This is a genomic window from Echinicola salinicaeni (genome assembly GCF_014280965.1).
Lineage (GTDB): Bacteria > Bacteroidota > Bacteroidia > Cytophagales > Cyclobacteriaceae > Echinicola > Echinicola salinicaeni.
The window spans coordinates 216417-239770 of record NZ_JACODZ010000007.1 but is presented as its reverse complement, the minus strand read 5'-3'; the positions used below and the strand labels follow the sequence as shown (position 1 = coordinate 239770).

Here is a 23354-nt window from a genome sequence, read left to right as displayed (position 1 = left end):
TGTTTGATATTCTTTTCTGGTAGCATTGAGCGGTGTCTTCTTATTTTTCCTTTATATAAATGGTCTGCTCATTTTGAAACTCATAGGAGAATTGCTTGAGCATGGCGATGCTTTTCAAAATATTATCAAGTGTCTCATTCTTGAATTTTCCGCTGATTAGCTGCTCTTTTAGTGCTTTGGATTCAAATTTTATTTTGATTCCAAAGCGGCCTTCTAGAATTTCGGCGACTTGGCCAAGGCTGGTATTTTTGAGGACAATCAATTTGGTCCAAGCAATAGGCTCTTGATTGCTAAAAGAGGAGATGGTGGATAGCCCTGTGGCTGAGCTGCTAACCTGTTGGTTTTTACTTAACAGTGCCGACTCTTTAGGGTGTTTCTGGAGGCTTACTTGAACTTTGCCTGTAATTACACTAACAGTGGTAGTATTAAGCGTTTTGACATTTACATCAAAGGAAGTACCCAGCACTTTAATGTCTGTATTGTGGGCGTGAACCAAAAAGGGGCTGGATATATTTCTTTTGATATCGAAGAAAGCCCTGCCTTCCAAGATTACTTCTCTGGTTTTTCCGAATGACTTGGGATAGGTAAGACGACTGTTTTCACTTAAGGTGACTGTACTGCCATCGTTAAGTAGTACTTCCATTTGTTCGCCTATGGTTGTATAGACCGTTATATTTCTGTTTTCAACAATATGTTTGATGGTCACTGTTATGACCAATATGAGTAAAAGCGCGGCCGCAGCTTTGAAGATGGGCCAGATGTACCTATTGTTTGTTCTTTTTCTGTCTGATAGATTTATGGTGATCGCATGGAAAAGCTCCTGCCCTTTTTCTTCGGATACCATGGATTCAATATCTTCCAAAGTGGCATGAGATTGCATATGATCGTAGAATTTTTCTACTAGCTTGACTTCGTTTTTTGTCGCTGTTCCATTCCGGTGTTTTTCCACCAGCTTTAAGAATTCTTCTTTTTTCAAAATGTGCTCTTTTAAGGGATAGTGTGAAAAAAAAGAGGCACACCTGGCTGAAAGAGTGAACTTAAAAGTTTCTTAATTATTGACTCGGAAGCGTTACCTTATGGTAATCTTAGGATAATATAATATGTAGAAAGTACAGGGAAAGTGATAGGTAACTCGTTTCACGAAGTTGGGTGCGAAGTTGTTTGAGGGCGATGCTGATATGGCCTTCTACGGTTCTTTTGGAAATATTCAGTTCTTTGGCAATCTCGCTGTTAGTTTTGTTTTTTAGTCGACTGAGTACAAAAACCTCACGACATTTACCGGAAAGATTATTGATTTGAGCAGTGAGGACTTCTTCCAACTCGAGGTACTCCATGTCCGTGTTTTCATATTGAGGGATACTAAGTGATTTTAATTCTTCCTCGTGGGCAAAGTCGAACTTTAGCTTTTTGATATGTGCAGACAGTTTGTACTTGATAGCTTTAAAAAGATAACTTTCTAAGTGGAGGATGGTAGTTTCTTTATTGTTTTTCCAGAGGCTGATAAAGATTTCCTGCACACAGTCTTCACAGACTCCCTCGTCTCTATAAACCCTATAGGCATAGGAAAAAAGTCGCTTCCAGTACCGGTCAAAGATAAGCTGGAAAGCAGCATTGTCGCCTTGCTTTAGCAGTAATAATAGTTGGCTGTCGGAAGGTTTTTTATTGTCTTGACTCATAGTGTTGCTTCCAAAAAAACAAAGTAAGGAATTGTGAAAAAATAAATCTCTTGTTCGGTTTTAAGTTTAGGTTATTGAAATGTGAAGCTCTTCTTCTCGAATTAAAAGGGCTTTTCAATGGATTTAATCTTTTAGGAGAAAAGGGTATAGGTGAAAAAACCAGATCAAAAGAAAAGAAAGTCTTGTTTCAAAAAAATCCCTGTCCTATATTTGTGCCCTCATTAAGGGGGATTAGCTCAGTTGGCTAGAGCGCTACACTGGCAGTGTAGAGGTCATCGGTTCGAATCCGATATTCTCCACCAATAGCTTGCAGTAATGCAAGCTATTTTTATTTTAGTGAAGATGTATTTTGTTTATATCTTATATTCCACTAAAACCTTCAAATATTATACAGGAAGTTGTAATGATATTGATGAGCGTTTGTATCATCATAATCGAGGGTTGACTCCGTCCACGAAATCTGGAGCGCCCAATTGGGAGCTTAAATATATAGAGGAGTTCAGTGGGCGTTCAGATGCTTTAAAACGTGAACGGCAAATCAAAAAGAAGAAAAGTAGGAAGTATATCGAATGGTTAATTAATTCTAGTGACTCAGTCGGCTAAAGCGTCCCGACAGCTGTCGGGAAGGTCATCGGTTCGAATCCGATATTCTCCACAACTATAAACCGTAATCAAGCGATTACGGTTTATAGTTTTTTTAAGCTTCGAATGCAAAAAAGAGTGACTATGCTATTTTTGACTTAAGTAATATTCTTGAGCTGGCCAAGCTTCATTAAGCTGACTTTTATACTTATCCACAATTTACCAAGTTTAATTTGCGAACTTTTATGAATAAGTTCAGTATTCACTGCTTATCTCTGCTCACATTGTTCTTGGGCTGTTTTTACCTTTGATTCTAGAAAAACCAAATTATCTTCGGATCACACAGGGATCCCCTTCGGATCTCCTTCGGATTAAGCTCGGATATATCCGAGCTTAATCCGAAGATAATTTGGAAAAGTATCCTACTTGATCCAGAGATGTGGGAAATGAGACCTTACTTGTCCTGGGCTAATCCATAAGGGAAACATAAGGGCGACAGGTGTCTAGGAGATAGCTCCCTCGATTATATGATTCTTGAAGGGAAGGTAAAGTGTTTAATCTGCCGAATAATTAACACGGGTGAGGATACTCCTTCCCAATGTGACTTCATCAGTAAATTCCAGCTCACCACCAATAGGAATGCCTCTGGCAATCGTGCTTACTTTGACGCCTTTTTCTTTGAGTTTTCTGGTGATATAAAAAGCAGTGGTATCACCTTCCATGGTGGACGGAAGGGCCAAGATCACCTCAGTAATTGGTTCACCACTATGGGGATGGTCTATACGGTAAAGTAAAGATTCGATTTTGAGCTCTTCAGGGCCGATACCTTGGATAGGTGAAAGTACCCCTCCCAAAACATGGTAAAGTCCATTGTACTGAGAGGTGTTTTCAATAGCCAAGACATCAGGGATGTCCTCTACTATGCAGATCAGGCCCTTGTCTCTACGAGTCCCTAAGCATATGCTACATACTTCTTGGTCTGAAATATTATGGCAAACCTTACAGTATTTGGTGTTTTTTCGAAGTTTTGAGATGGCCTCTGTCAAGCTGTCCGAAATTACTTCCGGTTGTTTTAGCAAGTGCAATGTTAACCTGAGGGCAGTCTTTTTACCTATACCAGGAAGACGGCTGATTTCATTTACAGCATCTTCAATAAGTTTAGAGGGATAGTTCACCGGTTAGAATGGTTAGACGATGGCTGCCTGAATGCCCGCATCCAAAATGGATTGGCACATAGGCTTCAATTGATTCCTGCTGCCTTTTTTTACAGCACATTTACCTTTATAGTGGATGATCATCGTGCATTGCTCAGCCTGTTCCTGACTGTGCTTGCAGACTTTGATCAAAACCTTGGTAACATGTTCAAAGGTGTTGACGTCATCATTGAATACCACCAAGTCATGCTCTTCAGTGTCGACCAAATCTTCTAATAAGATTTCAATTTCTTCTTCTACAGTATGTTCTAATGGTTGCATGCTCATTTTGCAAAGTTAATAATAATAGACAAATTAGCAGCCTTTAATCTTATAGTATACAATGGATTCAAATGTAATTCTCCTAGTCATAACATCTTATTTCCTCCTGTTGTTCATCATTTCTTGGTTGACATCCAGAAAACTCTCACAGGAAACATTTTTTACAGGTGATAGACAATCCCCTTGGTTCTTGGTGGCCTTTGGTATGATTGGGGCCTCTCTCTCAGGTGTGACCTTCATCTCTGTTCCAGGAGAGGTGGGAAGTAGCAATTTCTATTATTTTCAGGTGGTTTTGGGCTATACCCTAGGTTATTTTACGGTGGCGAAAGTACTGTTGCCCCTGTACTATCGCTTGAACTTGGTCTCTATTTATTCCTATTTAGAGGATAGGTTTGGTTTTTGGTCTTATAAAACGGGATCTTTTTATTTTATCCTTTCCAGGACCTTGGGTTCATCCATCAGGGTGTTTTTGGTGGCTGGGGTTTTACAACTTATTCTTTTTGATGATTGGGGGATACCATTTTGGGGTTCTGTGCTGATCACTGTTTCTTTGATCTGGCTATATACACATAGGGGAGGGATTAAGACCGTGGTTTGGACGGATACTTTACAGACCTTATTTATGTTGTTGGCAGTAGGGACAAGTATTTATCTTGTTTCCCGAGATTTGGGAATAGCTGGTCTTGGAGAATTAGTAGGGAGTGCCATGGAGGATTCCCGTTCCCGTATTTTTGATTGGGATTGGAAATCCAGTACAAATTTCTTTAAGCAATTTGCTTCAGGAGCCTTTATAGTCATTGTGATGACCGGCTTGGATCAGGATATGATGCAGAAGAACCTTACCTGTAGGAATATTGGAGAAGCACAAAAGAATATGTTTTGGTTTACCATCATATTGGTGGTGGTGAATTTTTTCTTTTTGGTTTTAGGGGTGTTGCTTTATCAATATTGTGCGGCAAACGGTATTGGCTTGCCGGAAAGAACAGATGATCTCTATCCGATGCTGGCTACTCAGCATTTCAGTGTATTTGCGGGGACAGTATTTGTGCTGGGGATAATCGCTGCCGCTTATTCAAGTGCCGATTCTACCTTGACAGCATTGACTACTTCTTTTTGTTATGATTTCTTGGAGATTGAAAGAAAGTATCCAAAGAAGGAGCAGGTGAGTATCAGGAAGAAAGTCCATCTTGCCTTTACAGCTTTGATGTTTTTGGTCATACTTGCCTTTAGGTGGATCAATGATCAGAGTGTGATCAATGCGGTCTTTATCATTGCAGGGTATACTTATGGGCCGCTTTTGGGCTTGTATAGCTTTGGTTTGTTCACGAAAAGGGAGGTTAAAGATAAAGCAGTACCTTTTATCGCGGTATTGGCACCACTGGTAGCTTATATATTAAGTGCCAATTCCAAAGAGTGGTTCTGGGGATACCAATTTGGTTTTGAAGTGCTGATCCTCAATGGAGGATTAATGTTTGCAGGATTGTTATTCTGGAGCAAAAAAAAGAGGAGAAATTCTTAAATTTCTCCTCTTTCGATTAATGAATTCACTTTTTTCAATCTTTTTAGTTGATCTTCCAAGGTTTCTTGACTGCCATCCAAAGTAACCATCAAAGATAGGTTGTTCTCAAGGTTTCCTTCTCCTTCTTTTTTCTGCTTGATGCCTGGGGAACCGTTGATGAGGTCTTGTACCTCTACTTCATAGAGTTCCGATAATTTTATTGCATCATCCATTTTTAGGTTTGAACGTCCCTGCTCATATCTTGAGTAGGCTGTATAATCTTTTTTACCTAGATAGTCAGCTATGTATTCCTGTGTGAATCCTCTGAGCACCCTGTATTTCCTAAGGTTCTCAGCAATGTGTTGTTTTAGTCCTCGTTCCATACTTAATTAATCCTTTTCGATCTAAACTGGTACTACAAAAAGCGTACACAATTTTAATATTAAACGTTTTTAACCAAAAACTGGTTTAAAAAATGGTAAAAAAGTTAAAAATGGTAATGTTTGTGGGCTTTTTTGTAATCTTAATGAGTGGGTGAATTACGCGTATTTTGCAATCAATGTAGAATTACTGGTGATTATTTATGATTATAGCGCCAATTCAATATTGGGGTCCCAGAAAATCTTTTTGAAGTTTTGGATTTTATCCTCCTTGATGGTCAGCCCTTCCTCTTCTAGTAGTTTTTGCATTTTTTCAGGAGGTGAGAAATGATGTTTTCCCGTTAGTAATCCCTGTCGGTTCACTACCCTATGGGCAGGGACGTCTTTCATTCCATGGCAAGCATTCATTGCGTAGCCTACAGTCCTAGCGCTGCCTTTTGCACCAAGGTAATTAGCGATGGCTCCATAAGAAGTGGCTCGGCCTTTAGGAATCAGTTTTACAACCTGGTAAACCAGTTCAAAGAAGTTTTCTTTATCAGTTTTCACGGGCTATTTCTATGATGGTTTGGTTAATCAATCTTCTGATTTCCTTTTCTTTATTTTTGTCAGTGGAGGTCATCATCAATTGACATTTAAATTTTATGGACTCTTTCAAGATTTCCATGGTTTTTAGGGTGAAGCTATCCATATTGATGACCTTGCTATTGGCTAAAATGGCCGACTTCAGTCTAGATTCAATTTGGTTGACTTCTATGGACTGGTTGATTTTCATTTCAAATTCAAAGGTCAGTTTTTTATGGTGCTGTTTGGAGTAATTGACCACCTGTGAGGTCAAGATGGTGCTGTTTGGGATCATGACTATATCCGCATCCTCATTGATAAGGACCATGTTGAGCAAGGTGACATCCCTGATTCTTCCTTGTTGATCCCCAATTTTGATCACATCACCTAGAGATAGTTGGTCAGAAAACATAATGATCAGTCCATTGATCATATTGGTGATGTAGTCCTTGGACAATAAGGCAATGGCAGCTGCAACAATGGTAATACTGGTGAAAAAGGTAATAGGGCTGATGCCAAATAGAAAAAGAATGGATATTAATAGGGCCGCGACATTAAGTATACTGGCAATATGGTTGATGCCCAATACAAAATTGCTTCTAAATGGATCTTTCCCTTTTCTGCGCAGGTAGAAGCGGACGGTAATAATCCTGCCCAAAGAAATGAGGATATTACTGCCCAGGAAAAATGTTATGGCTCTTAGAGGGGCATGATAGTTGGTGAAGAAAACTTCTAGAAAAGAGGAGAGTGGACCTTCGAAAATTTTGATCAGCATAAAGGCAATAAGCTTGAATAGGAACAGCAGCCTTTTGTGTTTTTCCCTGTCCTTGATTTCTGTTTTTTCTGTTGACATGCCTTTTTCGGAAATAAAATCTTAATTTTAAGAGAATACTTTTTGCATCAATACTAGCAAAAAATAACAATTTAACCATAAACAATATTATGAATAGAAATATCATCGTTACTGGTGCTGCTGGAAATTTGGGGAAGTCTGTTGTGGAAAAGTTTAAACGTGAGGGTTTTAGGGTGATCGCTACGGTTTACCCGGGGAAGCTGGAAGAAATGGAAGAAGCAGATGATGTTTATGAGTTAGATGTAACTGATGAACAGGCAGTGACTGAATTTGCAAAGGAATATGCCGTGCAATATGGAGGAGAGCTGGATGCCATGGTCCTTTTAGTCGGAGGTTTTGCTATGGGGGGCATAGAAAAGACCTCAAAGGAAGATATAGAAAAAATGTTCCAGCTGAATTTTTTTAGCGCATATAATATGAGTAAGGCATTTTTGCCCGTGTTTAAAAAGGCGGGAAAGGGTAGTGTCCTGTTTGTTGGGGCCAGACCAGCACTTCAACCAGCAGATGGCAAATCACTTGTGGCATACACTTTGAGTAAAGGTTTAGTGTTGAACTTGGCTGAGCTTGTTTCAGAGGAAGGCAAAGATGCGGGGGTTAAAGCCCATGTATTTGTGCCTAGTATTATTGATACCCCTCCGAATCGTGAAGCCATGCCAGACCAAGATTATTCAAAATGGGTTAGTCCAGCAGAAATTGCAGAAGCAATGCACTTTGCTGTAAGTAATCCATCTTTGAAAAACACAACCTTTAAACTATACGGTGGAGTCTAAATTATCAAACTAATGAAAAAACAAATTTCAACTATTTGTATGCTGGTTCTTTTGATCAGCAGTGTAAACGTATTTGCCCAAACTAACGAAGAGACCAGAAAAGTATCCATTTTTAATGGAGTAAAAATAAGCAATTCCATCGAGGCAGATTTGGTAAAAGGTGATCGTTATGAAGTACAGATTATGGCTTCTGGAACAGACGCCTCAAACGTAGTGACAGCGGTAGAGGACCGACAGCTGAATGTGAAAATGGGAAAGGGAAGTTTCGGTACCAATAGTGTGAAAGTAGTGATTACCTATGCAGGGGAATTGGAGGAAATATCATCCAATAGCAGTGCTAAGGTGTTTATTAAAGATCTAGTAAAAAGTAAGCGCCTCTCTATGTCCGCTGAAAACAGCAGTTATATTGAAGGGAAAGTGAATGTAAGTGACTTGAAATTGGTGGGGATGACCAACGGGAAAATTTTCGTAGAAGGCACAGCCAATGACTTGAATTTAGAAGCTTTTACAAAAGCTACCATCTCAGGAGATAGTCTGGTTGTGAAAAATGCTGAAGTAAGGACCAATACAGCGGCGGTATCAACGATTGCTGTCGAAAGTTCCATTAAAGGGACTGCTGGTACAGCCGGAAAGGTTTGGTATACCGGAGATCCGAGATTAGTTGATGTGAAAACAAATACCGGTGGCGATATTGCTAGAAAAGAGAACTGATTGATCTATGAAGAGTAAGCAATTTATATTAACCCTGCTGTTTCTGGCAGGGTTTTCTTTTGGCTTGAAAGCTCAGGAACCATCTGATGAAGAAGAAATCAAAGCAGCCATTATTTCCTTGTTTAAGGGGATGCAGGATAGGGATATGTCTTTACTGGAAGACGCTTTTGCAAAAGAAGCATATTTGCAGACCATTAAGGAGGGAGTGGATAGTGTGAGGGTGGAAACCTCCAGTCCAAGGGAGTTTGTGAATGGGATTGCAGCCGTGCCCGTAGAGATGAGTCTAGAGGAAAAGATATTGTCCATGGAGATCAGGCAAGATGGGCCAATGGCATCGGTTTGGGCTCCTTATGAGTTTTATATCAATGGGAGCTTAAGTCATTGTGGGGTCAATTCTTTTCAGTTAGTAAAGGAGGAAGAAGGCTGGAAGGTGATTTATATTATCGATACTAGGAGAAAAAAAGCTTGTTAAGATTTCTTTCTTCTTTTGAGGACCACTGCAGAAATGATGATGATTTCCAATAAGATAAAAGCAGACACAAATATGATCTGAGCTTGGTCTTCTTTGATGGAGTTTTTGAAAAGGATAAAAAGCAGGAATACCGCTATTGCTGAAATAAAGCCATTTTTAATACTCATGTTCAAAGAAACAAAAATTGGAAGGATTTGAGAAGTGTTTTTTATGCTTACTTTTGATTGGGTTAATTAAAGGATGTTTTTCTTACTGGTTAAAAGGAGTGTCTAATGTCATAGCAAATAAAGCCAGTTTATTTTAAAACTAGATGAGTGAATTTTCTATTTCAAAGCAGTTAGTGCATGAAAACTTGATTGGCTTGATCAGGGAAAAGTTGGCCTTGGTTCAAGACAATATTTCCCAGCTGAAACAGTCAGCCGCTGAGGATACTAAGAGCAGCGCAGGAGACAAGTATGAAACGGGGAGGGAAATGGTTCGGCAGGAGATTGATAAGGCTGAAAAGATGCAAGGTGAATACCTTAAGCAGTTGGAACAGCTTTCAGGAATAAATCCAGGGTCCGAGTTTGATACCATTCAGTCTGGAAGTCTAATTATTACAGACAGGATGGCCATGTATGTCGCTGTTAGTTTTGGGAAAGTTACGATAAGCGGGCAAGATGTTTTTGTGGTTTCTCCACAAGCACCTCTTGCCCGAATATTGTTGGGGAAAAAAGCTGGAGATCAGGTGCTATTCAATGCTGTGAAGTACCAGATCCTAGCGGTTCAATAGCCCACTTGTGTTTACTTGTTTTGAGGAATCAGAGTCATCAGTTCCTGTGCTCCGTCCAGAAGGGTGAGCTTGTCCTGTGCTACCTTAAACTTGGATACATTTTTTAGGGCACTCAAAAACTGGTTTTCTCCATCTCCTGGACAAGCTTTTCTGGTCATGGCTCCAGGGTCAAGGTTGATGCCTGTTCCGCTGAGTTGAAAATTTCCGTTGAAAGAATTACAGCCTGTAGATCCAGTAAGACCTCCGTTTTCGCTAAAATTGAGCGATGGCAATGCTCCGCTAAACATATCCAAGCCACCACCCATTAAGGAGGAGAGCACCCAATTATTGCCTGTGAGCAAGTCTAATGGGTTAAGGTTTGATACAGAGCTGCAAGAACTAAACCCTAAAAAGAGGATCAAAAGTAATGAGGACAGTTTTAGCTGTTTCATAGCGTCTTTGTTTTTGTTTACAATATTTGAATAGTTAAACCCGAAATATGCACTAGCCTATCTATTGCGATCTGAAACTGCTTTAAAATCAGTCGCTTTGCTGCTGTTTTCGATCTCACCATAGCGATGCTATGTCTCAATCTCCAAACAGCCTGGTTTTCTTGCAGTTTCTGTTCTTATAAAGATTCCCAACGCATAATCCTGGTTAAAAATAAAAATAATGATGATAAATTCTTTCGGATTGGCATTTTTGTTGAGTAAATAATTTATTGTAATCGGGGGTGAATTGTTTGGTGTCGATTTTGTGAAAGTTTGGGTAATATGCCATTTTTTAAAATTATATTTTGCGATTTATGTTGATTCGTTTTGTAGATAAAGTAAAAAAACAAGCTTTTTGTTAGTAGTTTGCTAAGTAAAATTTGTGATATTGAAAATTTGTGAGTAAGATTGTCCCATCAAAAAGAAATGATGTTTAGCACAGTCAAAAAAAATACAATCTCTACGCTTACTGCTACTCAGCAGGTGAATGACTGTGTAGCTTTTTTTACCATCATTACTCGAACCATTTTTACGAGCACCATTACGGGGTAATCCCGTGTCTATCTATTATATTGCCGCATATTAACGGTCCATTATGGACCTTCAGATCCATTAAGAAACAAGCCATTAAAAATCATTCATTTTTATGAAAATATTAAAATTTGGAGGCTCATCCATCGCTAATATTGAAAATATCGAAAAGGTATTTTCAATAATCGAAAACAAATCAAAAACTGAGGACTTTGCCCTTGTATTCTCAGCCTTTGGTGGGGTTACTGAGCAATTACTTCAATGTGCTTCAATTGCCCAAGATAGTGAAGAAAGCTATCATACTATCCTTCAGGAATTGGAGAAAAGGCATTTGGACATTGTAAAAAAACTGGTGCCAGTTCAGCAGCAGTCAACAGCCTTGACTTTTGTAAAGGTGAGGTTCAATGAGCTGGGAGACCTGTTCCATGGGATTTACTTGATCAAGGAATGCTCTGATAGGACCATGGATTATGTTTTGAGTTTTGGAGAAAGGTTGTCCAATTTTATTTTGACAGCAGGGCTTCAAGCAAAAGGCAAAGAAGCTGTTTATGTTGATGCCAGGGATCTTGTTAAAACTAACGATCGATTTGGCAATGCCAAAGTGGATTTTGAAACGACCAATGAATTGATTGATGCTTATTTTAAAAAGCATACTGGTATTAAGGTGATCACTGGATTCATAGGTTCTACGCTAAAAGGTGAAACAACCACAGTAGGAAGAAGTGGTTCTGATTATACTGCAGCCATTTTCGCTGCTGCCCTAAAGTCAGAACAGTTGGAGATATGGACTGATGTTTCTGGGGTAATGACCGCAGATCCTAAATTGGTGTATACAGCCTTTACCATTCCCCAGCTAAGTTATAATGAGGCCATGGAGCTTTCTCACTTCGGGGCCAAAGTTGTATTCCCTGCTACCATGCAACCTGCAATGAAGGCAGATATACCTATTTACATAAAAAACACATTCAATCCTGAAGAAGAAGGTACTAAAATCAGTAATGATGCTGGTGAAGGAAAAATCATCAAGGGGATTTCTTCGATGGGTAATATTTCCATCTTAAACCTACAAGGACCTGGTCTTGTAGAGGTAGTAGGTGTAAGTCAGCGCTTTTTTGGGACTTTGGCCAATGCAGGAATTAATATCGTATTGATCAGTCAGGCTTCTTCGGAACACAGTATTTGCGTGGCAATCGCTTCTAGGGATGCTGCTCGGGCCAAGGCGTTGATAGAAGAGGAGTTCAGGTATGAAATCCAAAGTGGAGAGATGGACGAAGTGCAGGTTGTGCCTAATATGGCCGTTATTGCAGTGGTTGGTGAAAAGATGCAACACAACCCGGGTACTAGTGGAAGAATGTTCCAAGCCTTGGGAAGAAATAATGTGAATGTAGCAGCTATTGCCCAAGGAAGTTCAGAGCTTAATATTTCAGCTGTGATTTCGCAAGCTGATTTGCAAAAAGCCCTTAACGCTTTGCACGAGGCGTTCTTCTTATCTGATTTTAAAGTGTTGCACGTGTTCTTAGTAGGTGTTGGTCTTATTGGAAAAGCTTTGATCAAGATGATCGATAACCAATTAAATAACCTACGTGAAGAAAATATGCTTGATATTCAAATTCACGGAATGGCCAATTCCAGGTTTATGAAATTCCATGAAGACGGCTTCGATCTGAAGACGGTTGGGCCGCCAGATGAAAAGGATATGCCTATGGATCTGGACAAGTTTATTGGTACGATGAGCGAGATGAATTTTTCCAATTCTGTGTTGGTTGATTGTACTGCCAGTCAGGATGTAGCAGATGTTTATGACCGGATTTTGGATGCCAAGGTGGGGATTGTGACTCCTAATAAAAAAGCCAATTCTGGTTCATTGGAGAAGTACAAGCAACTGAAGAAGTTGGCGGGACAAAGAGGGGTAAGGTTCTTTTATGAAACCAATGTTGCTGCTGGATTGCCAGTGATCAATACTTTGCAGGACTTGATGCTTAGCGGGGACCATGTTCACAGGATTGAGGCAGTACTAAGTGGTTCCATGAATTATATATTCAGTGAATTGGAAAAGGGGATGCCTTTCAGCGAAGTGGTAAGACAAGCTAAGGAAAAAGGCTATACTGAGCCAGATCCAAGAGATGATCTCAGTGGAATGGATGTGGCCAGGAAGATTTTGATCTTGGGCCGTGAAGCGGGTCAAGAATTGCATTTTGAAGATATTGAAGTGCAGAGCATGGTGCCAGCGGATTGTGTAGATGCTGCCTCAGTGGAGGAGTTTTTTACTAAGCTGAAAAACCACGATAGACATTTCCAGGAGTTATTGGATGAGGCGAATGCAAAGGGGGAGAAATTGAGGTTTATGGCTACCCTAGAGAATGGCAAGGCAAAAGTAGGCTTGAATTCATTAAGCAATGAGCATCCTTTTTATACCTTGAAAGGTAGTGACAATATGATATTGTTTACCACAGAGCGGTATAATGACTTCCCAATGATCGTAAGGGGCCCTGGTGCCGGAGCAGATGTGACTGCTGCTGGGGTTTTTGCAGATATAATCAGATTAGGTAACTATTCAAGATGAAAAAGGTAACAGCATTTGCACCGGCCACTGTGGCCAATGTGTCATGTGGTTTTGATATTTTGGGCTTTGCCGTAGAGGAGCTTGGTGATAAAGTCAGTGTATCCCTTTCCGAACAGTCGGGAGTAAGGGTAGTGAGTATTGAGGGAGATGGCGGTAGGCTACCTTATGAATCAGAGAATAATACTTGTAGCGTGGCTATTCAAGCTTTCGTTGATCATATTGGATTTGAAGGAGGGATTGAAATAAGTCTTTCCAAGGGCTTGCCTTTGGGAAGCGGGATGGGCTCAAGTGCTGCGAGTTCTGTTGCAGCGCTGGTCGCAGCCAACAGTTTGCTGGGAGAGCCCTTGGGGAAAAAGGATTTACTGCCTTTTGCCATGAAGGCTGAAGGAGTTGCCTGTGGAGCAGAACATGCGGATAATGTCGCTCCATCTCTTTTGGGAGGATTTGTTTTGATCAGGAGCTATAAGCCATTGGATGTGACAAGGCTACATGTGCCGGAAGGTTTGTATTGTACCTTGGTTCATCCTCATTTTGAGTTGAACACTGCTGATTCCAGGAGTGTGCTGCGTCAACAGGTTTCTTTGAAGGATGCCATTATTCAGTCGGGTAATATAGCAGGTTTGGTTGCAGGACTTTTCCAGGAAGATATGGGCTTGATCAGTAGGTCTCTTCAGGATGTGATTGCAGAGCCTTCCAGGTCTGTGTTGATTCCAGGTTTCGATGAGATCAAAGAGGCCATCAAAGATGCTGGGGCGCTAGGTTCTGGGATTTCAGGTTCTGGACCAACCACGTTTATTCTTTCTCCAAGTCGGGAAATTGCCCAGAAGGCAAGTGAGATTTGTCAGGAAGTTTTCAGTAAAATAGGATTAGAAGTGGACTTGTATGTCTCTGCAGTAAATGTTCGTGGAGCTTACCTTATCAATGAATCGAAGAATGAAGTTTTATAGTACCAATAATAAAGAACATCAGGTATCCCTGAAAGAAGCCGTTATCAAAGGTTTGGCGCCAGACCAAGGCTTGTATATGCCGGAAGAAATTCCTCAGTTATCAACATCGTTTTTTGAAAGCCTTCATGGGATGCCTTTTAAAGAAATCGGCTACGAGGTGATAGGGAAGATATTTGGAAATGACCTTGATGATGTTCAGGTGAAAGAGTTGGTTGATCACACGCTTTCTTTTGATGCTCCATTGGTTAAGGTGGAGGATAATGTTTATAGTTTAGAGTTGTTTCATGGCCCAACATTGGCCTTTAAAGATTTCGGTGCACGTTTTTGCTCCAAGCTGATGAGTCTTTTGGTAGGAGAGGAAAAAGTAAGGGTATTGGTAGCTACCTCCGGTGATACAGGAAGTGCTGTAGCCAATGGATTTTATAAGGTACCCGGTGTGGAAGTAATTATCCTTTATCCATCTGGTAAAGTAAGTGCATTGCAAGAACAGCAGTTTACCACTTTGGGAGAAAATGTTTTTGCCCTTGAAGTAGATGGTGTTTTTGATGATTGTCAACGCATGGTAAAAGAGGCTTTCTTAGATAAGGAGCTTAACGAAAAGATGTTGTTGACCTCAGCGAATTCCATCAATATTGCTCGTTGGATTCCGCAGTGTTTGTATTATTTCTATGCCTATTCGCAGTTGCCTAAAGGAACAAAGAATGTGACTTTTTCGGTGCCTAGTGGCAATTTTGGAAATATAGCTGCGGGGATGCTTGCAGAGCGCATGGGCTTGCCTATAGCCAAGTTTGTTGCGGCAACAAATGTCAATAAAGTAGTGCCAGATTATCTTAAGGGAGTATCGTTTAAACCACGCCCTTCTCTTCAGACCATCAGTAATAGTATGGATGTAGGCAATCCAAGTAATTTCTATAGATTACTGGCCCTTTATGGTAATGATGAGGACTTATTGAAGTCTATGGTCAAGGGTTGTTTTTATGATGATGAAACTACCCGAGAGGCCATGAGGGAAGTAAAAGAGAAGACAGGCTACTTGATGGATCCCCATGGGGCAGTGGCCTATTTGGGCTTGAAGGAATGGATGGAAGAAAATGGAGAAGTTACTGGTATTTTCCTTGAAACAGCTCATCCTGGTAAGTTCAGGGATGTGGTTGAAGAGGTGCATCAGGAGAAGGTGGTTTTGCCTGAAAGACTTTCGGCCTTCTTGGATGGAGTGAAAAAGGTTTCTCCTCTAGAGAATGACTTTAATGCATTTAAAGCTTATTTATTAGCTAAGAAATAAAAAAAAGAACCGCAGTAATTTTCATTTGAATTTGCTGCGGTTTCTTTTGGCTAATGTAAAAAGTGATTGGTTTTTTATTCTATTTCAGCTTGTCTTTCCAGCTGTCTTTTTTCCCAAGCCTTCATCTTTTCTTCAAACTCTTTGATTTTCGGCTCGTTTTCTCTTTCCCAATTTTCCATCTTTTTCTGGAACTCCTCCATTTTGGGAGCGTAAGCTGTTTCCCAATCGGCTTGCTTGGCTTCCATTTTCTTGTTCCAAGCTTCCATTTTGGCTTCCCATTCCTTCATGGACTTACTATGTTTTTTCTCCCATTCAGCCATTTTTTCTTCCATGACCTGAGCCTTAACTTCCATCTTAGCCTCAACTTTTTTTAGCTCCTGCTCTAATTCTTTTTTTCTCTGAACATCCATGATGCTGGTGTCCATTTCCATTTGAGCAAGTTCAATTGCTATTTCACTAATTTTGCTGGCTTCTTCGGTAATTTCTAACTGGATCTCAGGAAGGGGAGGAACGAATTCTATTCCTTCCATAGGTGGCATTGGAGGCATAGGGGGAATCTGTACATCCATTTGTGGGACTGGACTCAATTCCAGTACAGGCATTGGGTCATCCGCGTTTATTGAATTATTGATCACTACCTTATTGGGTACGGTGTCACTGTCTACCGTATTGGTATGGATGACTCTTTTATTGATCTTAACCAAGGGCTGTTTCTCCCTATTGGAGATGATTTCTATTTCATAATCATTTTCTCTTTGGAGAATGATTTTGCTGTTTTTGTTTCCGCTTTCAGATGTGTTTTTGGTTGTTTTAATTGCGCTTTTAATATTTATATTTTGCTCATTGACTTCATCAGGACAAGGGAAATGCCAGGCTTTGACTATAGTTTTGCTCTTGAGGTCCGTTAAAAGGTAATCATTTGATAGCAGGTTTTCTTCACTGGGGATTGCTCCCATAACAAGTGAAGCGCTGACCATAAGTGAAACTAACATAGTAAGGGAGATTAAGGGTGAAAGTTTTTCTTTAGGGGTTTGTAGCCCTAGTATTCTTTTTATTCTGTTTAATGTATGGTTTTGCGGGCCTGTTGCAGCCAATGCCATTTCTGGAGTTGATGCATGGGCATGTTCAGCTACTTCTGCTAAGCCATGAGCCAATTCCTGTGGTGTGAAGCCCAAGTCTAGCACCACATCGTCACATGCGTTTTCTCTTTCTGTCCTGACTACTTCGTTGATCCACCAGAAGCAAGGGTGAAAAAAGAAGAAAATTTCCAAGCAGTGTTGGAGGATGTTTATCAAGTAATCATAGCGTTTGATATGGGCTAATTCATGCGCTATAATGGCCTCCAGTTGTTGTGGGGTGGTATTGAAAAGTAAGCCAGCAGGGATGAGAATAACTGGTTTGATAACGCCATAGGTGATGGGGACATGAACCAGGCTGCTCTTTAAGACCTTGACTTTTCTGTAAAATTCCATAGCAGCAATCATGCTGTTGACTCTTTTGACCAATTGGTCTGGAACTTCTTGGTTGTGCTTTTTGTGTAAATTTCTCAGGTCAAAAAGACTTCCCGATAATTTGACCAAATAAAATAATGCACCCAATAACCAAAGATTGACAATGGTTGGTAATAGTGCTTCCATACGGGAGTACCAAACTCGGTCTAATATTCCCTTAGACTCTCCATTAACTACGGTAGGCTCAGTTGAGTTAGCGACTGTAGTGAAGTTGTATTCATTGTTTATTAATATGGCACTGCTTTGGGAAGCATGTTCCTGAGGGATTTTCAAAACAAGGGTGAAGGTCCAGATACTGGCAAAGGTGATGATGATCAATGATCCAATACCGGCAAAATACCTGAAATTTGAGGATTTGCTTTTGGTGAATTTTAATATGAGCCAAAGCAATAAGCTCACTGTTACTATTTGCCAAGTAGAATGCAACAAGGTCCAGCCAATTGCTTCAATGTATTCCTCGTGGATAAGTTCATTGATAAATTCCATTATTGCTTGTTTTCTAGTTCATTAAGTAGTTGTCGGATTTCATTGATTTCTTCCTTTGAAGGATTGCTCTGACCAATTGCTCTCATGATGAGTTTCTTCGCCGAGCCGCCAAAAGTCGAATCCATAAAACTGCTTAATAGGGAATTTTGTGTTTCCTTCTCTGTAATAGCAGGCATATAGAGGTGACTTCTACCTTGTTCTGATCTGGTAAGCAAACCCTTAGAAAACATGATTTGCATAGTTTTTAGCGTAGTGGTATAGCCAGTTTCTTTGGTTTGGCTTAGGATGTCATGAACTTCCCTTACACTTGCCTCTTCCTTGTCCCATAGAATAGAAAGGATTTCAAGTTCAGCATCTGTTGGTTTATATCTCATTTGTTTCTACTACGATTTATTTCGTAATAAATGTATACGATGTTTTTCGTAATTCAAAAAATACTACGATTAATTTCGTAGGTCCTATGTTAATTTTTGTTAAATACACTGGAAATTAGTCAGTTATGTTTTGTTTAGGGAACTATGCGCTTAATAAAGTGATTAGAGAGTTTATGATTAAGAGGATTTTCCTCCAATTTTAACTGTTAAGTGTTTTAATTACGAATATCCAGCTCAATTACAGCGTAACGAAAGTTGTTTATTCACCCAGAGGCCGGAGTTTTCCGGCCTTTTTTTTAAATTGGAACATGTGCTTGATAACATTTGCATGGAAGTCTCACCCGCGTTATTCATTGATCATGGTAGCCAATAGGGATGAGTTTTTTACTCGGCCCACCTTGCCTCTTTTCCAATGGGAAAATGGGGTTTATGCCGGTAAAGATTTAAAAGGTGGGGGAACCTGGATGGGATTCCATCCAAAAGGGAGATTTGCTGCTTTGACCAATTATAGGGATCTGGAAAATTTGAAAGCGAATCCTGTGAGTAGGGGGAGGTTGGTGCTTGACTATTTAGAAGATGTTTCTTCACCAAAATCTTATATGGATAGCATAAAGGATAAACAAGATCAATTTGATGGCTTTAATCTGTTAGTGGGTGATCAAGAGGAGATGTGGTATTTATCCAATTATGGTGAAAGGCCTTTTAAAGTGCCTGTAGGAATTCATGGGCTGAGCAATTCTTTGATCAATGTCCCATGGAAAAAGGTGCGGGAAAGTAAGTTGAAACTTCAGGAAGTCATCAAGCAGGAAGAAATTGGCTTGAATGATCTAATAGAAGTGAATATGGGAAGAGAAGAGGAGAAAGTAAAGAATTTACCCAAAACTGGATTGCCGATAGAAATTGAGAAGGCTGTTTCGGCGGCCTTTATAGCTCCCGTCAATGGGTACGGAACTGTTGGGCTTTCTGCATTGCTGTGGGAAAAAGGAAGTCAGAAGGTCCAGTTTTTAGAGAAGCAAGTGTTAGAGGCAGGAGGTTTTAAAGAGCGGTTCATGGAGTTTGATACAAATGATAGCTAAGCTTTGATTTTTCAATTTAGGAATTCTTAATTTTAGGCTAGATTATGAATTTTGATTTTATCGCTTATTTGGCGAACTCTCCATCTTAAATTCTGTTTTAAATAGTATGAAAAAAATCGATGTATTAATAGTTGGCGCAGGGCCTATAGGTTTGGCCTGTGGGATTGAAGCAGAAAAACATCAGCTTGAATATGTGATATTGGAAAAGGGCACATTGGTCAATTCCATATATAATTATCCCGTTAATATGACTTTTTTCTCCACTTCTGAAAAGCTGGAGATGGGTGGGATTCCGTTTATGTCTATTAATAAACAGCCTACCCGTCCAGAAGCCTTGGAATATTATAGAAGGGTGAGCCAACATTATGATTTGAAAGTTAACCTTTATGAGGAGGTTAAAAGTGTAGAAAAGCAGACCAGTGGGGAGTTTTTGGTCAAGTCCTCCAAAGGAGATTATCTGGCAGAGAAAATTATCCTTTCAACCGGTTTTTACGACTTGCCCAATAAAATGAATGTTCCCGGAGAAGAATTGCCAAAAGTAACGCATTATTATAAAGAGCCTTGGCCCTATATTGGACAGCAGGTTTTGGTTGTTGGTGGAGGTAATTCGGCCGTTGATGTAGCTTTGGAGACCTGGCGGAAGGGAGCAGAAGTGACCATGGTGATGATCAATCCAACTGTGGATCCCAATGTTAAATATTGGGTGAGGCCTGATATTGAAAACAGGATCAAAGAAGGCTCCATTAAAGCCTATTTTGACAGTACCCTGAAAGAGATCAGGGAAGGAGAGGTGCTGATCAATACACCTGATGGTGAAGTGACTATCGAAAATGATTTTGTATTGGCAATGACCGGTTACCAACCGAACTATAAATTACTTGATCAACTAGGAGTAGAACTGACTTTGGATGAAAAAAGAAGGCCTTGTTTTGATGGTAAAAGTCAGGAGTCTAATGTCGCTGGTCTCTATCTAGCAGGAGTTGTTTGTGGAGGACTGAATACAAGGGAGTATTTCATTGAAAATACCATTGTGCATGCACATGCGATATTTGAGGATATTATGTCAAAAAGAAAAGTGGCTGTGAAGTGATTTAGATTCAACCTTGAGATTGATTTATATGATTATCCGTTATTACACCAGTAAACTTATTTCTCACAGCCTGTCCAGATTTATTGGGAGATTCCACAGATCTACCTGGCGGAAGACAGGTTTGCACGGAATAAAATATCGTTTCTATGGACTTTTGTGTTCTTACTGAAAGAATATCTTATTTACAAAAAGCTACTGGTGTCTTTGCGGATATACAGATTGATTTAAATGCAGCGAGTTCCTGACTTATAATCTATGAATTTATTAAATGGTGGGCAATTTGATGGTGAAAGTAGTTCCGAATCCCATTTCACTGCTAACATCCAATTGCCCACCGATTTTTTGGGCATTTTCTTTACAGATATACAAGCCCAGTCCATAGCCTTTTTCTGAGGCGGTACCTAAAGATGAAATATAATTTTTGCTAAAAATACTTTCTATTTTTTCTTCGGAAATACCTACTCCCGTATCTCTTATGGTGATATTGGCGTATTGACCATTATTCTCATATGAAAAATAAATTTCCCCTTTTGGAGGAGTAAACTTGATGGCGTTTTGCAGTAGGTTTCTGATGATCAATAGAATCCGGTCTGGATCTGTTGTGATTTTTAATTGTCCAGAAAATGATTTTGTAAAATTTATTCCTTTTTGCCCCGCCAAAGACTTGTAGGTTTTCAAAGTGTCTTGGCAACGGTCCTGTATATTAATTTTCTTAAGAATTGGTTGGCTACTTTTAAGTTCTACAGTGGCCCAGTCCAAAATGCTTTCAGCCATTTTTTGGGTATTTGAGGCCATCAGTAATAGGTCTTCTTGTACCGTTTTAGTTTCCTCTTCATTCAATTCACCTTCTTTGATCATTTCCAAAATATTGGTGATGGAAATTAAAGGGCTTTTTAGATCATGGGATATGAGAGCGATGATTTTGTTCTTTTGCTCCAAGCTGTTTTCTAGATTCGAGTTGGCCTCCTTAAAGGCTTTGTTTCTGAATTCACTTTTAAGTTTTTGCTTGTGATAGTTCCATTTGAGTACAGAAATAATGGAGATCATTCCAACTAGACAGGCCAAATAGGTGATTAAGTGATCTGCAATTCTAATATTGATACTGTCGTAGTTTTGGGGGATTAGTTCTGGGAATTTGCTGTCTATAACGTAAAGTACGCTAAAGAATAAAAAATTATATGCACCCCAAAACCAGAATTCCTTTCGGTCTGATAAAGTCAAAACGATGATGTGAATCATTAGGAAGATATAGACACTTGGTCCCTCGATTCCATCATTTAGAAAAAAATTGATGACCAGGATGGGATAACTGATAGCGGCCAATGTCCTGATGCCGTATTTGAAATTTCTTGATTTCCTGGCTATAATATAAGCAAGAATGATCAGTAAGGCAGTAAAGACAAGGATAATGGAAAGTGTCTTTTGGCCAATCGCGAGGTTAAAAATGACCATTCCAACTAGGTATAAAACAAGGATTAAGGCTGTAGCATTAAAAATCCTGCCTTCCATACCCTGTTCCGGAGAGAGGGCAGTCAGTTTTTTCCAAAGTCTTTTTATATTGAAAAACAAGTTGATCTGAGTTTGGTATAGGTTTATTTGTTCAATTGGGAATTGAAAATGGTGTTTGCTCTTCTTATTTAAATACAGAAGTGAATTTGAAGTTTTGTCCTTCAAATAATCCCAAATCGCTGAGTTTTAGATCAGGGATAACTAAAAGTGCCATAAAGCTCAAGGTCATAAAGGGAGCGTCTAGCTTCGATCCCATTTTTTTTACCATTTTGTCGATTTCAGTATAAGCAGTAGCGATCTCAAATCCATCTTCGGCGGACATTATGCCTGCTACGGGTAGTGCCAAGACAATACTTTCTTTGTCTGATACCGCAGAAATTCCTCCTTTGACATCAATAAGTGAATTGACAGCTTTTGCGATGGCATGATCATTTACTCCAACGGCAATGATATTGTGAGAATCATGTCCTACGGAGGAGGCGATTGCTCCTTCTTTCAATCCAAAGTTTTTAATGAATGCTACAGCTGGTTTTTTGTTTTGGTAGCGATTGACGACAGAGATTTTTAAGATATCCTCATCGATATTGGCTACTGCCAGTCCATCATTTATAAGGATATTTCCAGAAATTTCATTAGTGATTAATTGTCCATTTAATGCTTCTATTATTCTGGCAGTGTTACTCTTTGCCAAAATCTCAAAATCCGAAGGGGATTTGTGTTCCGTATTGAAATTGTTGATGATTTTGCTTTTGACTGAGGGAATTAATGTTTTTCCTTCAGCGGCAACTTTGTTTCCATTGATATAGGTCGAAAGGATTTTAAAGTCTTTGAGGTCTTTTGCGATGATAAAGTCTGCGGGGTCTCCCTCCTTGAGCAGACCAACTTCTAAATCGTAATGATAGACGGGGTTAAGGCAGGCTGCTTTGAGCGTTTTGAAAAGATCCTTTCCTTTGGCTACTGACCTTGCTGCAAGTTGGTTGATGTGACCAATGGCCAAGCTGTCAGGATGTTTGTCATCTGAACAAAACATGATATGGTCCGAATAATCATCGATCAGGTCTATAAGAGCTTCGAAATTTTTTGCTGCACTACCTTCTCGAATGGCTATTTTCATTCCATAATGAAGCTTGTCTAATGCTTCTTCTGCAGTAAAGCATTCGTGATCGGTACTTATCCCCGCATCGATGTATTTTTTTGCAGTTTGTCCTCTAAGGCCTGGAGCGTGACCATCTACTGGCTTATCATACTTTTGGGCAATGGCTATTTTTTCCATCACTTGAGTGTCTCGGTTGATGGTTCCTGGCCAATTCATCATTTCGGCCAAGTATTTGATTTCCTTTCTGGACAATAGGTCGTCAATGTCTTTGGCATTGATTTCTCCACCTGCCGTTTCAAATGGCGTTGCTGGTACGCAAGAAGGTGCTCCAAAGAAGAATTTGAAATTGACCTGATTTCCATTTTCGATCATAAATTCTACCCCGGCTTTGCCACATACATTGGCGATCTCATGGGGATCAGAAACCGTAGCAATGGATCCATGTATTACTGCTAGTCTGGCAAATTCTGAGGGAACCAGCATGGAGGATTCAATATGTACATGGGCATCGATAAAGCCGGGCATGATAAATTGCTGTGGAGCGGATGCCAATTTTTTTATTTTGGATATACGGCCTTTGCTTATTTCAACTCTTGCCGGAAAAATGTTTCGGTTTGGAATGTCCACCAATTGACCCTCAACAGAAAAATCTAACATATAATAAATTTG

Annotated in this window: 24 protein-coding genes and 1 tRNA gene; 12 read left to right on the top strand and 13 right to left on the bottom strand. The window is 39.8% G+C overall.

Annotation, left to right across the window (positions count from 1 at the left end; all coding sequences use genetic code 11):
- Positions 1 to 40: 40 nt before the first annotated feature.
- Together H7U17_RS15150 and H7U17_RS15145 are read right to left on the bottom strand one after the other, a co-directional pair.
- On the bottom strand, positions 41 to 976 hold the full coding sequence (locus tag H7U17_RS15150; RefSeq protein ID WP_186757591.1) for a FecR family protein: 936 nt from the start codon (positions 974 to 976) through the stop codon (positions 41 to 43).
- Positions 977 to 1085: 109 nt separating this feature from the next.
- Positions 1086 to 1676, bottom strand: coding sequence for an RNA polymerase sigma factor (locus H7U17_RS15145; RefSeq protein ID WP_186757590.1), 591 nt, complete (start codon positions 1674 to 1676; stop codon positions 1086 to 1088).
- Between the two features lie 225 nt (positions 1677 to 1901).
- On the opposite strand from H7U17_RS15145, the gene H7U17_RS15140 reads away from it, so the two are divergent.
- Positions 1902 to 1978: transfer RNA gene (locus tag H7U17_RS15140), tRNA-Ala, on the top strand.
- A 13-nt stretch (positions 1979 to 1991) separates the two neighbouring features.
- A complete protein-coding gene (locus H7U17_RS15135) occupies positions 1992 to 2279 on the top strand; it encodes a GIY-YIG nuclease family protein (RefSeq protein ID WP_317172745.1) in 288 nt (95 codons plus the stop codon).
- 533 nt (positions 2280 to 2812) lie between these two features.
- Here the strand turns inward: H7U17_RS15135 and recR are convergent.
- Together recR and H7U17_RS15125 are read right to left on the bottom strand one after the other, a co-directional pair.
- Positions 2813 to 3433, bottom strand: coding sequence for a recombination mediator RecR (gene recR / locus H7U17_RS15130; protein WP_186757589.1), 621 nt, complete (start codon positions 3431 to 3433; stop codon positions 2813 to 2815).
- A gap of 12 nt (positions 3434 to 3445) precedes the next feature.
- Entirely contained in the window at positions 3446 to 3739 is a 294-nt protein-coding gene (locus H7U17_RS15125) for an ATP-dependent Clp protease adaptor ClpS (protein WP_186757588.1), read from the bottom strand.
- A gap of 55 nt (positions 3740 to 3794) precedes the next feature.
- On the opposite strand from H7U17_RS15125, the gene H7U17_RS15120 reads away from it, so the two are divergent.
- Entirely contained in the window at positions 3795 to 5252 is a 1458-nt protein-coding gene (locus tag H7U17_RS15120) for a sodium:solute symporter (protein WP_186757587.1), read from the top strand.
- On the opposite strand, the gene H7U17_RS15115 is transcribed toward H7U17_RS15120, so the two are convergent.
- The 3 genes from H7U17_RS15115 to H7U17_RS15105 all read right to left on the bottom strand — a co-directional run bounded on the left by H7U17_RS15115 (position 5249) and on the right by H7U17_RS15105 (position 7025).
- Positions 5249 to 5614 (bottom strand): helix-turn-helix domain-containing protein, encoded by a 366-nt coding sequence (locus H7U17_RS15115; RefSeq protein ID WP_186757586.1) that lies wholly within the window; start codon positions 5612 to 5614, stop codon positions 5249 to 5251. The two genes, H7U17_RS15120 and H7U17_RS15115, sit on opposite strands and share 4 nt — an antisense overlap.
- A 204-nt stretch (positions 5615 to 5818) precedes the next feature.
- Positions 5819 to 6157, bottom strand: coding sequence for an MGMT family protein (locus H7U17_RS15110; RefSeq protein ID WP_186757585.1), 339 nt, complete (start codon positions 6155 to 6157; stop codon positions 5819 to 5821).
- Positions 6147 to 7025, bottom strand: coding sequence for a mechanosensitive ion channel family protein (locus tag H7U17_RS15105; protein WP_186757584.1), 879 nt, complete (start codon positions 7023 to 7025; stop codon positions 6147 to 6149). The genes H7U17_RS15110 and H7U17_RS15105 overlap by 11 nt, the downstream gene beginning before the upstream one ends.
- Positions 7026 to 7114: 89 nt before the next feature.
- Between H7U17_RS15105 and H7U17_RS15100 the strand changes: the two genes are divergently transcribed.
- Genes H7U17_RS15100 through H7U17_RS15090 form a run of 3 tightly spaced genes read left to right on the top strand, consistent with a single transcriptional unit; the run spans position 7115 to position 8978 of the window.
- A complete protein-coding gene (locus H7U17_RS15100) occupies positions 7115 to 7795 on the top strand; it encodes an SDR family NAD(P)-dependent oxidoreductase (protein WP_186757583.1) in 681 nt (226 codons plus the stop codon).
- 12 nt (positions 7796 to 7807) lie between these two features.
- Entirely contained in the window at positions 7808 to 8506 is a 699-nt protein-coding gene (locus H7U17_RS15095) for a GIN domain-containing protein (protein WP_186757582.1), read from the top strand.
- A 7-nt stretch (positions 8507 to 8513) separates the two neighbouring features.
- Positions 8514 to 8978 carry a nuclear transport factor 2 family protein gene (locus H7U17_RS15090; protein ID WP_186757581.1) on the top strand — a complete coding sequence of 155 codons (465 nt, stop codon included), beginning with the start codon at positions 8514 to 8516 and terminating at the stop codon, positions 8976 to 8978.
- Here H7U17_RS15090 and H7U17_RS15085 read toward each other — a convergent pair.
- Positions 8975 to 9145 carry a hypothetical protein gene (locus tag H7U17_RS15085; protein WP_186757580.1) on the bottom strand — a complete coding sequence of 57 codons (171 nt, stop codon included), beginning with the start codon at positions 9143 to 9145 and terminating at the stop codon, positions 8975 to 8977. The genes H7U17_RS15090 and H7U17_RS15085 overlap by 4 nt on opposite strands.
- Before the next feature lie 143 nt (positions 9146 to 9288).
- Here H7U17_RS15085 and H7U17_RS15080 point away from each other — a divergent pair, with 143 nt between their 5' ends.
- Entirely contained in the window at positions 9289 to 9750 is a 462-nt protein-coding gene (locus H7U17_RS15080) for a hypothetical protein (RefSeq protein ID WP_186757579.1), read from the top strand.
- Between the two features lie 11 nt (positions 9751 to 9761).
- On the opposite strand, the gene H7U17_RS15075 is transcribed toward H7U17_RS15080, so the two are convergent.
- Positions 9762 to 10181 carry an META domain-containing protein gene (locus H7U17_RS15075; RefSeq protein WP_186757578.1) on the bottom strand — a complete coding sequence of 140 codons (420 nt, stop codon included), beginning with the start codon at positions 10179 to 10181 and terminating at the stop codon, positions 9762 to 9764.
- Between the two features lie 685 nt (positions 10182 to 10866).
- Here H7U17_RS15075 and thrA point away from each other — a divergent pair.
- The 3 genes from thrA to thrC are packed head-to-tail and all read left to right on the top strand — an operon-like array spanning position 10867 to position 15543.
- Positions 10867 to 13314 (top strand): bifunctional aspartate kinase/homoserine dehydrogenase I, encoded by a 2448-nt coding sequence (thrA, locus tag H7U17_RS15070; RefSeq protein WP_186757577.1) that lies wholly within the window; start codon positions 10867 to 10869, stop codon positions 13312 to 13314.
- The gene (locus H7U17_RS15065; RefSeq protein WP_186757576.1) at positions 13311 to 14261 is read left to right on the top strand and encodes a homoserine kinase; all 951 of its coding nucleotides are present in this window, start codon (positions 13311 to 13313) and stop codon (positions 14259 to 14261) included. Before thrA ends, H7U17_RS15065 begins: the two co-directional genes overlap by 4 nt.
- Positions 14248 to 15543, top strand: a complete 1296-nt coding sequence (thrC, locus tag H7U17_RS15060) for a threonine synthase (RefSeq protein WP_186757717.1) — start codon at positions 14248 to 14250, stop codon at positions 15541 to 15543. The genes H7U17_RS15065 and thrC overlap by 14 nt, the downstream gene beginning before the upstream one ends.
- A 74-nt stretch (positions 15544 to 15617) precedes the next feature.
- On the opposite strand, the gene H7U17_RS15055 is transcribed toward thrC, so the two are convergent.
- Both H7U17_RS15055 and H7U17_RS15050 read right to left on the bottom strand, forming a co-directional pair.
- On the bottom strand, positions 15618 to 17540 hold the full coding sequence (locus H7U17_RS15055; RefSeq protein WP_186757575.1) for a M56 family metallopeptidase: 1923 nt from the start codon (positions 17538 to 17540) through the stop codon (positions 15618 to 15620).
- Positions 17540 to 17914: a BlaI/MecI/CopY family transcriptional regulator gene (locus H7U17_RS15050; RefSeq protein ID WP_186757574.1), complete on the bottom strand. Its 375-nt coding sequence runs from the start codon at positions 17912 to 17914 to the stop codon at positions 17540 to 17542. The genes H7U17_RS15055 and H7U17_RS15050 overlap by 1 nt, the downstream gene beginning before the upstream one ends.
- A 308-nt stretch (positions 17915 to 18222) precedes the next feature.
- Between H7U17_RS15050 and H7U17_RS15045 the strand changes: the two genes are divergently transcribed.
- Together H7U17_RS15045 and H7U17_RS15040 are read left to right on the top strand one after the other, a co-directional pair.
- Positions 18223 to 18990: an NRDE family protein gene (locus H7U17_RS15045; protein ID WP_186757573.1), complete on the top strand. Its 768-nt coding sequence runs from the start codon at positions 18223 to 18225 to the stop codon at positions 18988 to 18990.
- Between the two features lie 106 nt (positions 18991 to 19096).
- Entirely contained in the window at positions 19097 to 20080 is a 984-nt protein-coding gene (locus tag H7U17_RS15040) for a YpdA family putative bacillithiol disulfide reductase (RefSeq protein WP_186757572.1), read from the top strand.
- A gap of 264 nt (positions 20081 to 20344) precedes the next feature.
- Here H7U17_RS15040 and H7U17_RS15035 read toward each other — a convergent pair whose 3' ends face one another.
- A complete protein-coding gene (locus H7U17_RS15035; protein ID WP_230981444.1) occupies positions 20345 to 21649 on the bottom strand; it encodes a sensor histidine kinase in 1305 nt (434 codons plus the stop codon).
- A gap of 64 nt (positions 21650 to 21713) precedes the next feature.
- Complete coding sequence (gene ade, locus H7U17_RS15030) at positions 21714 to 23342, bottom strand: adenine deaminase (protein ID WP_186757571.1); 1629 nt, start codon at positions 23340 to 23342, stop codon at positions 21714 to 21716.
- Positions 23343 to 23354 lie beyond the last annotated feature (12 nt).

Excerpts from the sequence above, each read along its gene's own strand:
- H7U17_RS15120 (WP_186757587.1), top strand. The coding sequence starts at position 3,795 with ATGGATTCAAATGTAATTCTCCTAGTCATAACATCTTATTTCCTCCTG.
- H7U17_RS15055 (WP_186757575.1), bottom strand. The coding sequence starts at position 17,540 with ATGGAATTTATCAATGAACTTATCCACGAGGAATACATTGAAGCAATT.
- H7U17_RS15145 (WP_186757590.1), bottom strand. The coding sequence starts at position 1,676 with ATGAGTCAAGACAATAAAAAACCTTCCGACAGCCAACTATTATTACTG.
- H7U17_RS15040 (WP_186757572.1), top strand. The coding sequence starts at position 19,097 with ATGAAAAAAATCGATGTATTAATAGTTGGCGCAGGGCCTATAGGTTTG.
- H7U17_RS15085 (WP_186757580.1), bottom strand. The coding sequence starts at position 9,145 with ATGAGTATTAAAAATGGCTTTATTTCAGCAATAGCGGTATTCCTGCTT.
- H7U17_RS15080 (WP_186757579.1), top strand. The coding sequence starts at position 9,289 with ATGAGTGAATTTTCTATTTCAAAGCAGTTAGTGCATGAAAACTTGATT.
- thrA (WP_186757577.1), top strand. The coding sequence starts at position 10,867 with ATGAAAATATTAAAATTTGGAGGCTCATCCATCGCTAATATTGAAAAT.
- H7U17_RS15100 (WP_186757583.1), top strand. The coding sequence starts at position 7,115 with ATGAATAGAAATATCATCGTTACTGGTGCTGCTGGAAATTTGGGGAAG.
- H7U17_RS15050 (WP_186757574.1), bottom strand. The coding sequence starts at position 17,914 with ATGAGATATAAACCAACAGATGCTGAACTTGAAATCCTTTCTATTCTA.
- H7U17_RS15125 (WP_186757588.1), bottom strand. The coding sequence starts at position 3,739 with ATGAGCATGCAACCATTAGAACATACTGTAGAAGAAGAAATTGAAATC.
- H7U17_RS15115 (WP_186757586.1), bottom strand. The coding sequence starts at position 5,614 with ATGGAACGAGGACTAAAACAACACATTGCTGAGAACCTTAGGAAATAC.
- H7U17_RS15075 (WP_186757578.1), bottom strand. The coding sequence starts at position 10,181 with ATGAAACAGCTAAAACTGTCCTCATTACTTTTGATCCTCTTTTTAGGG.
- ade (WP_186757571.1), bottom strand. The coding sequence starts at position 23,342 with ATGTTAGATTTTTCTGTTGAGGGTCAATTGGTGGACATTCCAAACCGA.
- H7U17_RS15135 (WP_317172745.1), top strand. The coding sequence starts at position 1,992 with ATGCAAGCTATTTTTATTTTAGTGAAGATGTATTTTGTTTATATCTTA.
- H7U17_RS15045 (WP_186757573.1), top strand. The coding sequence starts at position 18,223 with ATGTGCTTGATAACATTTGCATGGAAGTCTCACCCGCGTTATTCATTG.
- thrC (WP_186757717.1), top strand. The coding sequence starts at position 14,248 with ATGAAGTTTTATAGTACCAATAATAAAGAACATCAGGTATCCCTGAAA.
- H7U17_RS15105 (WP_186757584.1), bottom strand. The coding sequence starts at position 7,025 with ATGTCAACAGAAAAAACAGAAATCAAGGACAGGGAAAAACACAAAAGG.
- H7U17_RS15095 (WP_186757582.1), top strand. The coding sequence starts at position 7,808 with ATGAAAAAACAAATTTCAACTATTTGTATGCTGGTTCTTTTGATCAGC.
- H7U17_RS15090 (WP_186757581.1), top strand. The coding sequence starts at position 8,514 with ATGAAGAGTAAGCAATTTATATTAACCCTGCTGTTTCTGGCAGGGTTT.
- H7U17_RS15065 (WP_186757576.1), top strand. The coding sequence starts at position 13,311 with ATGAAAAAGGTAACAGCATTTGCACCGGCCACTGTGGCCAATGTGTCA.